General features: G+C 42.8%; 16 protein-coding genes. 5 read left to right on the top strand and 11 right to left on the bottom strand.

Going from position 1 to position 15,930, the window contains the following annotated elements; genetic code table 11:
• Positions 1 to 211 precede the first annotated feature (211 nt).
• The 11 genes from V7D75_RS12380 to V7D75_RS12330 form a co-directional block, all read right to left on the bottom strand.
• Positions 212 to 928, bottom strand: coding sequence for a response regulator (locus V7D75_RS12380; protein ID WP_021812806.1), 717 nt, complete (start codon positions 926 to 928; stop codon positions 212 to 214).
• A 765-nt stretch (positions 929 to 1,693) separates the two neighbouring features.
• A complete protein-coding gene (locus V7D75_RS12375; RefSeq protein WP_313976053.1) occupies positions 1,694 to 2,110 on the bottom strand; it encodes a F0F1 ATP synthase subunit epsilon in 417 nt (138 codons plus the stop codon).
• Between the two features lie 115 nt (positions 2,111 to 2,225).
• A complete protein-coding gene (atpD, locus tag V7D75_RS12370) occupies positions 2,226 to 3,659 on the bottom strand; it encodes a F0F1 ATP synthase subunit beta (protein ID WP_144297510.1) in 1,434 nt (477 codons plus the stop codon).
• A gap of 50 nt (positions 3,660 to 3,709) precedes the next feature.
• Positions 3,710 to 4,591, bottom strand: a complete 882-nt coding sequence (gene atpG / locus V7D75_RS12365) for a F0F1 ATP synthase subunit gamma (RefSeq protein WP_333614803.1) — start codon at positions 4,589 to 4,591, stop codon at positions 3,710 to 3,712.
• A 249-nt stretch (positions 4,592 to 4,840) separates the two neighbouring features.
• Positions 4,841 to 6,385 carry a F0F1 ATP synthase subunit alpha gene (atpA, locus tag V7D75_RS12360; protein ID WP_068404258.1) on the bottom strand — a complete coding sequence of 515 codons (1,545 nt, stop codon included), beginning with the start codon at positions 6,383 to 6,385 and terminating at the stop codon, positions 4,841 to 4,843.
• 91 nt (positions 6,386 to 6,476) lie between these two features.
• Entirely contained in the window at positions 6,477 to 7,100 is a 624-nt protein-coding gene (locus tag V7D75_RS12355) for a F0F1 ATP synthase subunit delta (RefSeq protein ID WP_068404260.1), read from the bottom strand.
• A gap of 13 nt (positions 7,101 to 7,113) precedes the next feature.
• Complete coding sequence (locus V7D75_RS12350; RefSeq protein WP_025651436.1) at positions 7,114 to 7,584, bottom strand: F0F1 ATP synthase subunit B; 471 nt, start codon at positions 7,582 to 7,584, stop codon at positions 7,114 to 7,116.
• Positions 7,585 to 7,701: 117 nt separating this feature from the next.
• On the bottom strand, positions 7,702 to 7,950 hold the full coding sequence (atpE, locus tag V7D75_RS12345; RefSeq protein ID WP_025651437.1) for a F0F1 ATP synthase subunit C: 249 nt from the start codon (positions 7,948 to 7,950) through the stop codon (positions 7,702 to 7,704).
• A 35-nt stretch (positions 7,951 to 7,985) separates the two neighbouring features.
• The gene (gene atpB / locus V7D75_RS12340; protein WP_193030965.1) at positions 7,986 to 8,852 is read right to left on the bottom strand and encodes a F0F1 ATP synthase subunit A; all 867 of its coding nucleotides are present in this window, start codon (positions 8,850 to 8,852) and stop codon (positions 7,986 to 7,988) included.
• Between the two features lie 725 nt (positions 8,853 to 9,577).
• Positions 9,578 to 9,985, bottom strand: coding sequence for an ATP synthase subunit I (locus V7D75_RS12335; RefSeq protein WP_068404263.1), 408 nt, complete (start codon positions 9,983 to 9,985; stop codon positions 9,578 to 9,580).
• 310 nt (positions 9,986 to 10,295) lie between these two features.
• Complete coding sequence (locus tag V7D75_RS12330) at positions 10,296 to 11,180, bottom strand: metal ABC transporter substrate-binding protein (protein ID WP_333614802.1); 885 nt, start codon at positions 11,178 to 11,180, stop codon at positions 10,296 to 10,298.
• A 224-nt stretch (positions 11,181 to 11,404) separates the two neighbouring features.
• Here V7D75_RS12330 and V7D75_RS12325 point away from each other — a divergent pair, with 224 nt between their 5' ends.
• The 5 genes from V7D75_RS12325 (at position 11,405) to dksA (ending at position 15,846) form a co-directional block, all read left to right on the top strand.
• Entirely contained in the window at positions 11,405 to 11,953 is a 549-nt protein-coding gene (locus tag V7D75_RS12325; protein ID WP_333614801.1) for a transcriptional repressor, read from the top strand.
• 162 nt (positions 11,954 to 12,115) lie between these two features.
• Entirely contained in the window at positions 12,116 to 12,853 is a 738-nt protein-coding gene (locus V7D75_RS12320; protein WP_333614800.1) for a metal ABC transporter ATP-binding protein, read from the top strand.
• 67 nt (positions 12,854 to 12,920) lie between these two features.
• On the top strand, positions 12,921 to 13,766 hold the full coding sequence (locus V7D75_RS12315) for a metal ABC transporter permease (protein ID WP_333614799.1): 846 nt from the start codon (positions 12,921 to 12,923) through the stop codon (positions 13,764 to 13,766).
• 284 nt (positions 13,767 to 14,050) lie between these two features.
• Positions 14,051 to 14,890: a metallophosphoesterase gene (locus V7D75_RS12310; RefSeq protein WP_201592010.1), complete on the top strand. Its 840-nt coding sequence runs from the start codon at positions 14,051 to 14,053 to the stop codon at positions 14,888 to 14,890.
• A 512-nt stretch (positions 14,891 to 15,402) separates the two neighbouring features.
• A complete protein-coding gene (gene dksA / locus V7D75_RS12305; protein ID WP_068404274.1) occupies positions 15,403 to 15,846 on the top strand; it encodes an RNA polymerase-binding protein DksA in 444 nt (147 codons plus the stop codon).
• Positions 15,847 to 15,930: the final 84 nt, after the last annotated feature.

Genomic DNA, 15,930 nt, shown 5'->3' with positions numbered 1-15,930 from the left:
GAAAAATTGATATCAGCAGTGCGTGATGTATCGATATTACTTTTCACTCACTATACTACTAATCTAGCGCGCCCATAATTATCGCTCAATTAAACCACATAACGCAGCATTTAAGTTTAAAAATTAAAATTTAGACCATAAAAAACCAGCTTTACGCTGGTTTTTTATTAAAAAGGACTTTAGCAAAGAGAATTGTATTAGCAATTCGCTGTTAATTGCCTTCTTTAACGAACAAATAACCTTTACTACGCACGGTTTTGATGCGTTTAGGATTTTCTGGATCATCACCAATTTTTGGACGAATACGTGAGATACGTACGTCAATTGAGCGATCTTGACCGTCATATTCGATACCGCGTAGACGCTCAAAGATATCTTCGCGTGACAAGATACGACCAGCGTTAGACGCGAGTAACCATAATAAATCATATTCGGCACTGGTGAAATCAACCAATTCATCACCCAAGTTCACTGAGCGACCGCCATTGTCGATAACCAACTCACCAAACTCAAGACGCTGCGGCACATCTTCTGATGGCGCATTTTCTGAGCGGCGTAGTAAAGCACGGATACGGGCAAGCAATACGCGTGGCTGTGCAGGCTTAGCGACATAGTCATCAGCGCCCATTTCAAGACCCAAAACCTGATCCATATCTTCTGTGCGCGCGGTCAGCATCAAAATAGGATTCTGATAGTGTGGACGTACTTCACGGCATACCGTCAAGCCATCGCTACCAGGAAGCATGACATCAAGTACGACCAAATCTGGTTGTTCGTTGACAATACGGCGAATGGCGCGATTACCATCGGTTTCAATTGCCACTTCTAAACCATTTTTAACCAAGTAATCTTGGGTCAACATGGCTAAGCGCTCGTCATCCTCAACAATCAAGATTCGGGGGGTGTTGTCTTCTTCATTCGTTGTCATTGTTATATCCTCTAATACATCTTATTTAAAAGCGGTGAAAATAAGAGCGGTAAATTAATAGCACCGTAACTCAATCAATTTGTAACCCAATACAGGCAGTGACCGTAACACGGTTACAAACTTGGTAGCACAGTATACTATTAAACACACAGCTTCCTATACTATAGCTTATAGTTGGTAACAAAACCTATAAACTACATCATTTAAAACGTTAGTTTGCGTCCAAAAATTATACCTCTTATTAACTTTAAAAGGCATAGGATAAATTTTATTCAATCATTCTACTGGTCTTATATCGAACCAATGCTTTAAAAGCCCAAACATTAAATACTATTAAATGACGCCAAAGAACTGCTGGACTTTTAAAAGAAAAAACGTGGTTGCTACGCTCTAATATAACCATATATCTGCGTTGCCGCTAGTCACTTTTCCATCATTTTATGAAAATCAGTTTAGTTTTTGATAAATATTGCATCACCTAGGAGATTTTCAAATATAGTCAAAATATCCTAAAACGCGAAGGTATTGCTGATATCAATTTTTTGTAGCCTCTGTCTGCGCAGGCACAGCAAGCAAGAAAAATCGATATCAGCAGTGCGTACTGTATTGATATTACTTTTCACTTACTATAGTAAATGTCTGAGCTATGGCAAATATTAAGTGCTAACTACTAAAACGTTAACTATTAGAAGAACAGGCATAAAAAAAACAGCCCATCATGGACTGTTTTTATGTTTATAACAAAAACTAAAGCGTAACGATGCGCTAGGCGCGGTTTTTATATTTACGAATAGTCTGCAGCTGGGCGACTGATTCGGCCAATGACGCTAATGCCGCGTTGGTTTGTACGGTATCAGATTGGTTGACCAGCATTTGCTCCGCTTTATTACGTGCTTCGACGATTTTACTTTCGTCAAGATTGTGCGCACGCATCGCAGTATCAGCAAGTACGGTGACCATTTTTGGTTGTACTTCTAACACACCGCCAGATACATAAATAACTTCTTCTTCACCGTTAGGCGTTTGTACACGCATCGGACCGGGTTTTAGCAAAGTAATAAGCGGAGTGTGACCTGGCAATATACCAATCTCGCCTTCGGTACCACTGGCTATTAACATGCTAATTTCGCCTGAATACAACTCTTCACGAGCACTTACGACGCGACATTGTAACGTTGCCATACTTAATTCCTTACCATCAAAGCGCGATCAAAAAACAGTAAAAACTGCGATGCGTTACTGAGGAGTAGATATAAAGTTTATATTATACCTACTCGTTAGCCCATACCAATACAACTTACGCTGCAGAAGACTTCATTTTTTCTGCTTTAGCAACAACTTCGTCGATGCCGCCTGCCATATAGAAAGCTTGCTCTGGTAGATCATCATACTCACCAGCGATGATTGCTTTAAAGCTAGCAATGGTATCGCGTAATGCAACATATTTACCAGGAGCACCGGTGAACACTTCTGCTACGTGGAATGGCTGTGACAAGAAGCGCTGAATTTTACGCGCACGATAAACGACCAGTTTATCTTCTTCTGACAACTCATCCATACCTAGAATGGCGATGATGTCTTTAAGCTCTTTATAACGCTGAAGAACTTCCTGTACACCGCGAGCAACGTTGTAATGCTCTTCACCGATAACCAATGGATCAAGCTGACGTGAGGTTGAATCTAGTGGATCAACCGCAGGATAGATACCTTGTGAAGCGATATCACGGCTTAGTACCACTGTCGCATCCAAGTGAGCAAACGTCGTTGCTGGTGATGGATCCGTCAAGTCATCCGCAGGTACATATACCGCTTGTACAGAAGTAATTGAACCTGACTGCGTTGAAGTAATACGCTCTTGCAGCATACCCATCTCTTCAGCGAGCGTTGGCTGATAACCAACCGCTGATGGCATACGGCCTAGCAGTGCTGATACTTCAGTACCCGCTAGCGTATAACGATAGATGTTATCAACGAACAATAATACGTCACGACCTTTGCCAGTGGCAGGATCTTTGGTATCACGGAAGTACTCAGCCATGGTTAAACCAGACAGTGCAACACGTAAACGGTTACCTGGTGGCTCATTCATCTGGCCATATACCATCGCAACTTTAGATTTGCTAAAGTCTTCAACGTTGACAACACCAGCTTCTTGCATTTCGTGATAGAAGTCGTTACCTTCACGGGTACGCTCACCAACACCAGCAAACACGGATAGACCTTCGTGTTTCAGGGCGATGTTGTTGATCAACTCCATCATGTTGACGGTTTTACCAACACCAGCACCACCAAATAGACCAACTTTACCACCTTTCGCAAACGGGCAAAGCAGATCGATAACTTTAATACCTGTCTCTAACAGCTCAGTACTGTTTGACTGTTCTGCATAGCTTGGGGCTTCACGGTGGATAGACCATTTTTCTTCAGCAGCAACTGGACCTTCTTCATCGATAGGACGACCAAGAACATCCATGATGCGACCTAATGTACCCATACCGACTGGTACAGAAATAGGTGCGCCTGTGTTGGTCACTGGTAGGTTACGTTTTAAACCTTCGGTTGAACCCATCGCAATAGTACGTACGATACCGTCACCTAGTTGTTGCTGAACTTCTAGGGTGGTCTCAGTGCCGTCTACTTGCAAGGCATCAAAAATTTGAGGAACTTCGTTACGGTCAAACTCAACGTCAAGAACCGCGCCAATAATCTGTACAATACGACCGCTACTCATTGCGTTCTCCTTGAACTTCTGTATATAGTGGGTTTTATAAAGGGTTTCAATTATGAAACAGCAGCAGCACCGCCAACGATTTCCGAGATTTCTCGGGTAATCGCCGCTTGACGCAGCTTATTATAAACCAACTGTAAATCGTTAATTAGGTCACCAGCATTATCTGTTGCCGCTTTCATCGCAACCATACGTGAAGACTGCTCAGAGGCAATGTTTTCCATTACCGCTTGATAGACAATCGACTCGATATAGCGACCAAGTAATTCATCAATCAAGGTTTTAATGTCAGGCTCGTAGATATAATCCCAGCTCAGCTCTGTTTGTATGCCACTTTCTTCATCACCAAATAAACCCTCTGGTAAAGGTACCAATTGGTTGACAATCGGCTTTTGGGTCATAGCATTGACAAACTGGTTATAGACCACATAAATACGGTCTAATTTACCGTTGCTATAGTCTTCTAACATCGCTTGCACCGGCGCGTTTAATTGCTCAAACGTCGGCTTATCACCATAGTCAGTAACGGCTGAAGTGACTTTACCACCGAAGTTTTTAAAGAAACTCACACCTTTAGCACCAATAACGGCAAACTCGGCTTGTACGGACTGGTCTTGATACTGCTGAATGCTTTTAGATAAAGCTTTGAATAGGTTAATATTCAAACCACCCGCTAGGCCGCGATCTGATGTGATGACGATATAGCCAACTTTATCAACCGGACGCGAGACCATGTATGGGTGTTTGTAATCTGATGAGGCATGCACCAAATGCGAAATAACCCGGCGCATACTATCAGCATACGGGCGACCCACTTCCATGCGCTCTTGGGCACGGCGCATTTTACTAGCGGCTACCATTTGCATAGCGCGAGTAATTTTCTGGGTACTTTTAATACTGGTGACTTTGGCACGTATCTCTTTTAAGCTTGCCATAATGATTCCAATATAAGAGGGTTAAAAAGCATGGGCGTATGCAACAATCATTTAATATAAAACACTGAACTTATCGAAATAATGTCTTTACATCTTGTGGCATGACGCAATCTTAGACCTTTATTGGTTAAAACAGCGGCGCGATTATCTTACAGGAAAGTCTTTTAGACTTAAAAAGTTTCTTAAATAATGCGCCACTTTTTGCGCTCTAAAGCAGAGCGCTAACCACTTCAGGTTTAACCCGTTAAATTAATAACTGTGATTTTGTTTAAAGGTCTCTAAAGATGACTTTAAACGACCTGCGATATCATCATTATAATTCGCAGTGTCATCAATCTCACGCATCAATTCACTCTGCTCATCATGCATATAGCGTAAGTAAGCTTCTTCAAAAGAACCAATTTTTTCAACAGGAACGTCTGCTAAGAAGCCTTCGTTCGACGCATAAATAACTGCCGCTTGCTCAGAGATAGACATTGGCTGATATTGTTTTTGCTTCATCAATTCAGTCACGCGCTCACCATGATCAAGCTGTTCGCGAGTCGCATCATCAAGGTCTGATGCAAACTGAGCAAATGCTGCCAATTCACGATACTGAGCTAATGCAGTACGGATACCACCAGATAGCTTTTTGATAATCTTGGTTTGAGCTGCACCACCAACACGCGATACCGAGATACCAGCGTTGACTGCTGGACGGATACCTGAGTTAAATAGGCTAGACTCTAAGAAAATCTGACCATCAGTGATTGAAATCACGTTGGTTGGTACGAAGGCAGAGACGTCACCTGCTTGGGTTTCAATGATAGGTAGCGCGGTTAAAGAACCAGTTTTACCAACCACTTCACCGTTGGTGAATTTTTCTACGTATGCCGCGTTTACGCGTGATGCACGCTCAAGTAAACGTGAGTGTAAGTAGAATACGTCACCAGGATAGGCTTCACGACCTGGCGGACGACGTAGCAATAGTGAGATTTGACGATAAGCAACGGCTTGTTTTGATAAGTCATCAAACACAATCAGCGCATCTTCGCCGCGGTCACGGAAGTATTCACCCATCGTACAACCTGAGTATGGTGCGATATATTGAAGTGCTGCTGGCTCTGACGCTGAAGCAACGACAACCGTGGTATATTCAAGGGCGCCAGTTTGCTCAAGCTTACGTACCACGTTAGCAATGGTAGAACGTTTCTGACCGATTGCGACGTAGACACATTTAATACCAGATGCTTTTTGCGCAATGATCGCATCGATAGCCATCGCGGTTTTACCCGTCTGACGGTCACCAATGATAAGCTCACGCTGACCACGACCGATTGGAATCATGGTATCAACGGCTTTATAACCAGTCATGACTGGTTGATCAACTGATTGACGGTCGATTACGCCTGGGGCGATTTTTTCGACTTTATCAGTCATTTTGGCATCGATAGGACCTTTGCCATCAATAGGGTTACCTAAAGCATCAACAACACGGCCTAGCAACTCAGGACCTACGGGTACTTCCAAAATGCGACCAGTACAATAGGCTTTTTGACCTTCTTGTAGTTTTAGGAAGTCGCCTAATACTACTGCACCAACAGAATCACGCTCTAAGTTAAGCGCCATTCCGTAGATTTCACCTTCAAACTCAATCATTTCGCCGTACATGGCATCTTCAAGACCATGAATCTGCACGATACCGTCAGATACTTTGACAATCGTGCCTTCATTCTTTGCAGTTGCACCCGCATCAAGGTCTTGAATACGCTGCTTAATCAGATTACTGATTTCCGCTGGATTCAATTGTTGCATTGCCTTGTTTCCTTTAATTTATGATAACCCGCCACTGACTTAAATGCTCTTATATCACGCAAGCTTTAGTAAGCTGCACGGATGATTGGCATTAGGCCGTTAGCTGTGTTTTTAACTGTTGTAACTTGCCACGCATCGAATCATCAATGACTTTGTCACCGACTTTAATCGTAGCGCCCGCCAAAAGACTAGGATCAACCGACTCATGAATCACCACGCTCGCATTGAGCGAGTCAGCAAGACGCGTTTGCAGCGTCTGACGCTGAGCATCAGTTAATGGATAAGCAGAGGTCACATAAGCGTCAAGCTGCTTTAAGCTTATTGCCTTGTGACGGCGATAATGCTCATAAACTTCAGGAAGCAGCGCCAGACGCTCTTGTTCTGATAACTGTTTAACGAAGTTACTAAGTGCTACTGATACTTTAGGATAGCTGGCGTTTTGGTCATGACGAGCCCCTTGGGTCTCACCTAATAACTGCTTAAAAGCAGAATCATTCGCGCTAGCTACTTGCGTATCATAAAGATCGACCAAAGCAGCTGACTTATGCTCAGCAGAAACAGCTGGATTGTCTAGCCAAGTACTGAACGACTTGTCATTGACAACGGTAGCGGCAATAAATAAGAAGTTTTCCCACTCATTTACTACCCCGTTTTCATTGGCATAGTCAAACGCGGCTTTAGCGTACGGTCGTGCTAAGGTTGATAAGTCAGCCATGATATCCTCACAATTACAGCTTCGCCGCCAGTTGGTCTAACATACTGGCATGTTTTTGCACATCGACTTTGTCTTGCAAAATCTTTTCAGCACCAAGTACAGCCAGTTCAGCAACTTGGGCACGCAATGATTCGCGCGCTTGATTGATTTCTTGGTCGATAGAGGCTTGCGCTTGTTGACGAATGCGTTCGCCTTCCGCTTGGGCTTGCAATTTTGCATCTTCAACAAGCTGATTGGCGCTCTTGTTCGCTTGCTCAATTAGCGCAGCAGCTTTAGTTTTTGCAACATCAAGCTCCTGCTGTACATTTTGCTCCGCGGTCGCTAAATCTGCTTTTGCTTTTTCTGCGGCGTTTAAGCCTTCAGCGATTTTACGCTGACGCTCATTAATGGCACCGATAAGTGGTGGCCACACGAATTTCATGCAAAAAATCACAAATATTGCAAAAGCAATGGCTTGACCGATGAGGGTAGAATTGATATTCACGTGATCACCTCTTTGTTAATGAAAAATCAGTTTCATTGATCATATTTGATAGCCAAACTTTGGCTATGTTTAATATACAAACTTTGACCACCAAACATTTACAACTGAGCTTTCTGATTAACCTGCTAGAGGGTTAGCGAACAACAATAGCATAGCAATACCAACACCAATCATCGGTACGGCATCAAGTAGACCTGCCACGATGAACATACGAGTTTGCAGTTGTGAACCAAGTTCTGGTTGACGTGCAACACCTTCTAAGAACTTGCCGCCTAGAATAGCAAAACCAATGCCTGTGCCAAGTGCGCCAAGACCGATAAGCAGTGCTACTGCGATAACTGTGTAACCACCTAATACTGGATCCATTGATGTATCCTCATTTACCTATTGAATGTATATAATTAATGTTCAGTTGATGATGCAAGCGACATATAAACTATCGTCAACATCATAAATACGAACGCTTGAAGGGTAATAATTAAGATGTGGAAAATCGCCCACGGCACCGATAACGCCCATTGAATCCAAAACGGCATCAGGGCAATCAATACGAAGATTAGCTCCCCAGCATACATGTTACCGAACAGACGCAAACCTAGTGAAATTGGTTTGGCAATCAAAGTAACAAACTCTAAGATAAAGTTGATGGGGATTAAAATGATTTGCATGATTGGGTTTTTGGCGCTAAACGGATGCAGTGTTAACTCACCGATAAAACCACCCAACCCTTTTTCTTTAATACTGTAGTAAATAATCAACGCAAAGACAGAAAATGACATGCCTAGGGTGATATTAGGGTCAGTCGTTGGTACAATCTTGAAGAACACGTGATGTGGATCATGACCCATCGCGGCGCCAACTTGACCTGCTAGACTTGGAATGAAGTCGATAGGCAATAAATCCATCAAGTTCATCAAGAAAATCCATACAAAAATGGTCAACGCTAGCGGCGCAATCAATTTTGAGGTACCACTGTAAGAATCGCGAACGTTGTTATCCACAAACTCAACGATCATCTCAACCGCTGCTTGAGTTTTGCCGGGAACGCCTGAAGTAACTTTTTTGGCAACCATCCAAAAGATGGCACAAAATAAAATACCCAGACCGATTGACCATAACATGGAATCAAGATGGATAGCTTTAAAACCCATTAACCCTGCTTCTTCAGCAGTATAGGCAACTTTCCAACCTTCGCCCGGCAGATAGCCGTACGTCCAATTCGTTAAGTGGTGAGAGATATATTCTGATGATGTTTGCTCGGATGCCATAATGTAAGCTTCTTATTAATCAACGATTTAATCAACTACCAAAAAATATGGTTGTCATCTGATGAGGCGTTTGCGTTGTCACCAATCTGCGATTAAGCAAATTCAGAAAAACACTTACATCCCTCATGTAACCAATAACATCCAACCCATAGCTCTATAACTACTCTGTTATTCTTAAATGACTGAATAACCAATTTTTTATTGCGACCGCTCAATTTGATAGTCATGGATAAATTTTAGCTATCAAAAAAGGGCGCACGATTATTCATTAATGGCCCTTGCATATCTACGCAAATTTTTAAGTATGTGTTTACTTGTCTCGCTTTACTTTCCTCACACCCAATACGGTGCTCAGTAGCAAGACAGTTAGCTGTCTATATTAATGCAGCGTTGTAATCGTGTAAAGTCAATTATGACTTTTTTATTTACGGTATGAATACGTTAAGCGCTGTTAACGTTCGCTACTATGGCTTTGCGTCTATCCATCAAAGCCGATAATTTAATTGTATTTGAACACTCTACTTAGAGAGAGGGTTACTTATGGCGATTTTTACGCTTAGCTTTAGTTAAGCGTCTTTATTCATACTTTTATTGTAAAAACAGTTTTCAGTCACTTAATCATTGATTGATGACTTTATAACAGTAATCTTAGAGAAGCTGGACCGCAGGATGACAAATATATGTGCTGTATTATTGAGCTATTAAAATTATAATAGCTTATAAAGCTAGCGTATCTGCCACAACATCCAACTGTGACTAATCTGCATTACCATAAAACCGACGAATAGCGCAGGCGCTGATAGAGGTTGTATGGTAATAAAAATTAGTGCAAAACCACATACGGTCAATAACCATTTGACCATTTGACCGCGATATAGCTGGCTGACAATGTGTCTGCGCGCGCGATACCCGGTATACCAAAAGATAAATCCAGCAAAGACCGCTTGGGTGGCAAAACTGAGTAGCGCACCAATGGCGTTGCTCTTTGCGATAACAAGCGTATTGCCGTTATTACCCAACCAAGTAACATCTACTATCCAACCGAGCACAATCAGAATAAATAAAATCCATGCTTGGCGTTTTAGATAAATAGCAATCTTATCTCTTTGGGTGCGTTTGGCAGGTTTGGTCATTGATATTTCTATAGCTCTATAACGTGGGGACAACGCCGCACCGTTGCGACAATATTATCCGTGAATGGCTCACTCTACAGACGTTATCTTTTAACCAAAATAAAACGCCACTTATTATAGGGAGCAAGCAGATTTTAAGCAAGTGAAATATGCCTTTTATCAAGCATTTAGTTATTTAGCGCTGAAAATCTCTCTACAGAGTCAATAAAGCAGCGCTAATCACCTCTAAATCCACCTATTCTACCGTTAATTTAACTTGCGTCATTTCAAATACCTCAAAAGCTCAGCTTGCCATTAGGGTTACCGACATTTAGGAAATACACTGACGGATTTGCTGCGCCATTGTCTGCCAGCCGCTAATAAAATCTTTACTGTTACTCATATCTTCCGCTTGTACGGTACTTTTAACTGGCTGTAATTTTGTAAGCAACCCTTTAGCAGGCTGACTTGGGCTGACCAAGCACATTTGTTTTGCTGGGCGCTGCTCATTTAACCAGCGTAATTGACTGGCTTTTGGCGCTAAATGATGATCAGTACTTAAGCTGCCAATTAATTGGAACTTGGCGCTGTCTTCCATATATTGATAAGCATCATGATAGGCCCAATACGGCAAAGGTTTTTGCGCGTGGTTTGCATGAGCTGCCGCCACAGCTTTATTCATGCGCTGGGCAAATTTTTGCGCATTGGCATGATAGAGCTTTTTATATTGCGGATTGGCATGACTGTGAATGACAGCAAGTGCTCGCGTAATGGCTTTGGCGTTTTCAGGATCGAGCCAAATATGTGGATCGAGCGTGCCAGCAATGGCTTTGCCTTTAACATCGCGCAGCGGATGACGATTAAAGGCGTCGAACTTAAATAACGCAATCGCATTGGGCGCGCTATTGAGCGTGGTGGCTAGGTTGTTTTCTAGCGGCTCGCCAAACCACACCACAAACTTACTGTTTTGAATGGCCTTGATATCGCCGGGACTGATACTGCCGTGATGCCCCACCTCCCCTGCTTGCAATAATTGCTTAGCAGATGGTGCGCCTTCTGTCACCGCTTGGCTTAATAAAAACAGCGGATAGTTACTGACGCTCACCGTTGCCGCTTGTGCGCTCATCATGAACGAGGCAAATATAAGCACGCCAGTTATGAACAATCGCGGTAAGCGCAGAGGTAAATGCATAAAGTTTTTAAATAATGGAATCATAATGGCGGCTTTTAAGGTTCAAGGATAATTGGCAAAATTAGTTATAAATATTTTGCAACGTTATTCTAGTTATAAAACAGCAGACCTGTGAATAAATGCAAAGGACTTCTCTGTTTTTCGTTTTAGTATGTTATACTATAACAATATAAAAAACCATTATAAAGTATCCATTATCTAAAAATACTGTCCATCACACCGCTAAACCGTCTTTAGGAGCTTGCTGCATGTCTACTCATTCATCTGCTTGCGCTCATGTCCATGATGTGCAAGATTTTACAGCGTCCGATGTCAATGAGCGTTTACTAGCAGCTAAAGAGCAATGTCGCTCAAGCGGCGCACGATTTACGCCGCTGCGTCAGCAAATCTACCAGTTGGTGCTAGAAGCCAATAAACCAGTGGGCGCTTATGATTTAATCACCCAATTGCAGCAGATGCGCCTTGCTGAGCCTGAAGCAGAAAGCGACAGCTCAAACAATCAAGCAAATACTCAAACGCCAAAAAATGTCGCGCCGCCGACGGTTTATCGCAGCTTGGAGTTTTTATTGAGCGAGGGCTTGATTCATCAGCTAACCTCCATCAATGCTTATGTGCCTTGTTGTCACCCACGCGCCCAACATACAGCGGCGTTTTTAATCTGTGCCCAGTGTCAGCGGGTACAAGAATGCAGTAGTTTGCCGGTACAAGAAATGATGAGCTTTGCAGAGCAAGACGTTGGCTTTACCGTTGAGCGTAGCGTCATTGAATTGAGCGGTCGTTGCCAAGCGTGTCAGTAAAATAACAGTTTGCTTATATTTTTGATCTGAATTTTAGGTTTACGCTTCTATGCTAAATTATTATTCTGTCATTTCTTAATTATCATTAATACGTCAGTACTGCCTATGAGCCTAGCAATTTTACCAACCAAGCCATCTGCTATGAATACAAGTGATAGATCCATGTCTAACGCGGCTAAACTGCTGAGCTTAAGTAATATCAGTTACCATATCGGACAGCAACGTATCCTCTCGCATATCGATATCGATATCGCTGTTAATGAAACAGTCAGTCTGATCGGACCCAATGGCGCGGGTAAATCTACTTTAGTTAAACTAATTTTAGGTTTAATCGAACCGACCAGTGGCCAGATAACATCGCACCAAAAATTACAGCTCGGCTATGTGCCGCAGCGCTTTGCCGTGCCGCCTATTTTACCGTTACGCGTTTGCGATTTATTGGCACAAGCGGATAAAAAACGCCTAAGCGCTGAGCAGCGGCAATTTATCTTTGATAATTTGTCGTTGACGCATTTATTGTCGCGGCAAATGCTGCATTTATCAGGCGGTGAAACCCAGCGGGTTTTATTGGCGCGTGCCTTATTAGATAAGCCCAATTTGTTAATCTTAGATGAGCCAATGCAAGGGCTTGACCCTGATACAGAAGTTTGGCTCTATCAGTTTATTGATGAGCTGCCGGAGTTTTTGCGCTGCGCCATGCTCGTTGTCTCTCATGATTTGCATTGGGTCATGAAAGGTAGCCGTCGAGTCATTTGTCTGAATAAGCATATTTGCTGCGAAGGGCAACCAAGCGAGCTTGCGATTAGTTCGGAGTTTCAGAAGCTTTTTGGCCATCATTATGAGCAGCCTTATGTGCATCAGCCGCACGCTTGTGAGCACCATGCCCCAAGCGAGATATAATTAAAAAAACCAAGCTTTTTAGGCAAATTGCCTTGTTCCTTTTATAAAAACGTTACGGATATCTATTATGACCGCTTGGTTAGCCATCATAGCCCCTGCTTGGATTGCTGGTAGTATTTTAGCGCTACTTTCTGCGCCTTTAGGCTGCCTGGTCTTATGGCGGCGCATGGCATTTTTTGCCGATGCCTTGGCACATGGCACGTTACTTGGTGTGGCGTTGGCAGTTTTGTGGCAATTACCGATGGGCATTGGCATTGGCATCGTCAGTATTTTGGTGGTACTGGGCTTGGTATTTATCGATGATGAGCGTCTGCCGGTCGATGCGGTGCTGGCCGTGGTTGCAGTATCGCTACTGTGTTTAGGTTTATTAACCTTGACGCAGCTGACCGATCAGCAAGCCAATGTTTTAGGTTTTTTATTTGGCAATTTGCTCGAGCTTGACTGGGCAGATTTGCCGTTGATTGCAGTAAGTGTTTTGGTAGGCTTGGGATTACTGATTTATATATGGCCAGCACAAATCAAGCTTGCGACTCATGAGGCTTTGGCACGGATTCAAGGGATTAATCCGATGCGCCAGCGTTTGTTTTTTATGGGCATATTGGCAGGGTTTTGTGCTATTGCTTTGCAAGCGGTTGGGAGTTTATTAATCAGCGGCCTATTGGTGTTGCCAGCACTGACAGCGCGTTTATGGTCGGCCTCACCAAAACAAATGGTTGTTATCTCTTTAATCATTGCCCAGCTTGGTGTCACGCTTGGCGTTTGGGGCAGTATTTGGCTAGATATCCAAACGGGGCTTGCTATCGTTTTGGTACTGGCTATTTTATTTTTTGTGGCGCTCATTATCTCAAAGCTAATAAGCAAAAAATCAGGGTCGGAATCCATATTAGCAAAATTCTGGTCCTCACGCCGTTAGCGTTATTTACATATAGCATCAGATTTCTAAACGTCTCAGCCATGACATTTAGGTCGTGATTTTGATATTTACTTGGCCTTTATCGAACTTTATTTCATCAATATTGCTAGAGCTTTAATGCCCATTATGTTATAAACTTTCCTGAATACTATCAATGCGATAGTTGGTGAATATTTGGTTTAATAAATTCTTGGTATACCAATCTAAGATGTTTTTTTAACGAACGTTTTCGTTTCATCATATTTTAATTTATTATCGTTTTGCTTGATAAGGGACTAACCCCTATGCTTAGCTATCCCGCCAGCGCAGTCAGCACGCCCGACGGACAAGTCAATGTTTTGCAAATTACCGATTTGCACTTATCCTCCCACGTGCCTGCGGCGGCTGACGAAACCAGTAGCGAAGTAGCGGTTTGCCAATACAATTTTGAGGCAATTATCAAGCAAGCGTTGAGCGCAGAGCGGCGCTGCGATTTGATTCTCGTGACAGGTGATTTGGTCAATAAAGTACAAGCAGAGATTTACGATCATATCTTCGACGTATTGCAAGCAACGGGTATTCCTTTTGCCTGTATCGCCGGCAACCATGACGTTACTGATGAAAACAACAGCGAGCTGCCATTTTTTCAGCGCGAACTGATTGCCAGACCCGCGGACAGACGCTTATTGAACCGTCATGTTATCGAAACTGACCATTGGCAGTTGTTGTTAATAGATTCTTCGATGACAGGCAAGGTAGAAGGTGAAGTGACGCTAAGCGACATTGATTGGCTCTGTGAGCAACTAGAGACATGCGCTAAGCCTGCGCTTATTGCGCTGCACCATCATGTGATAGCGGTCGATTCAGACTGGATTGATCAGCATATGGTCGAAAACGCCGATATTTTTTGGCAACGGCTGGCAACATTTGAGCATCTCAAAGTCATTATCAGCGGGCATACCCACCAAGAGCAAGTCCGCCATCGGCAAGGAGTTACCGTCTACAGTACGCCCTCTACCTGCTATCAGTTTAAGCCTTTTGAAGATGATTTCGCTTATGATAAAAGCGCCCTTCCCGGCTATCGCTGGTTGCAATTAGCCAACAATGGAGAGGTTGCAAGCTGGGTTGAAAGACTAGATACTTGACAACCAGTTTTATTGGCAGAAATTTGGCTAGTATTTAGCTAGTATAATACCGCCAGAGTGTGTATGTTATAGGGCTAGCTAAAATTACTGGTTATAGACAGCCACAGCGTGATTGCTAATACTAGTAACCTAACCGTAAAGCTAAAAATGATAAATAAGTTATATCATAAATAAGGTAAAAAATGAGAACGGTCTACATTTAGACAAAATTATAATAGCTAGGACGGCTAAATTGACCACAAGCTAAGTTTCCACAGTCAGTAATTTGTAGCTTTATTTAATGGCTAGCATTTAAATAAAAAGATTGATAACAATATACCTGACCATTGATAATCGATAGATCGCTAGCAGTATATCGAAATAACCGTATGTTTAGATCAGCTGTGTTACTTGTGTCACTAAGTGGTAAAACGCTTATAAAAGAAACCATTTATAGCGTTTGGTAAATTGATAACGCCTTGTCTGTTGATAGGTCGTTTTATTGAATTAATTTGAAAAAGTAGGATACCCATATGAGCACCCTGACCCCAAACCCAAATCCAAGTGATGTAAAGTTCACCCCCTATGCGCCTGCCGAAAACGAAGAATACATGTCGGATGAGCAATTGGCGCACTTTAAAGCCATTTTATTAGATTGGAAGCATCAATTGATTGGCGAAGCGGATCGTACCAAGACTTATATCCAAGATGAGTCCAGTGCCATGCCTGATATCAATGACCGCGCCACTCAAGAAGAAGAGTTTGCCCTAACCTTGCGAACGCGAGATCGTGAACGTAAGCTGATTCGCAAAATTGATAAATCTATCGCTGAAATTGAAAACGAGGATTATGGATTTTGTGAAACTTGTGGCGTCGAGATTGGTCTGCGTCGTCTTGAAGCCCGTCCAACCGCGACCCAGTGCATTGACTGTAAAACTTTATCTGAGATTAAAGAGCGTCAAAACCAAGGCGCTTAAATCCAGCCATTTTAACAGTCATTAATCATGTAAATACAAATACGAGCGACCATTCATTGGTCGCTCGTTGCGTTTTATGGCGTT

Origin of the sequence: Psychrobacter sp., from assembly GCF_036731945.1 — a bacterium.
GTDB lineage: Bacteria > Pseudomonadota > Gammaproteobacteria > Pseudomonadales > Moraxellaceae > Psychrobacter.
The sequence above is the reverse complement of the archived record's forward strand: the minus strand, read 5'-3'. Positions and strand labels throughout refer to the sequence as shown.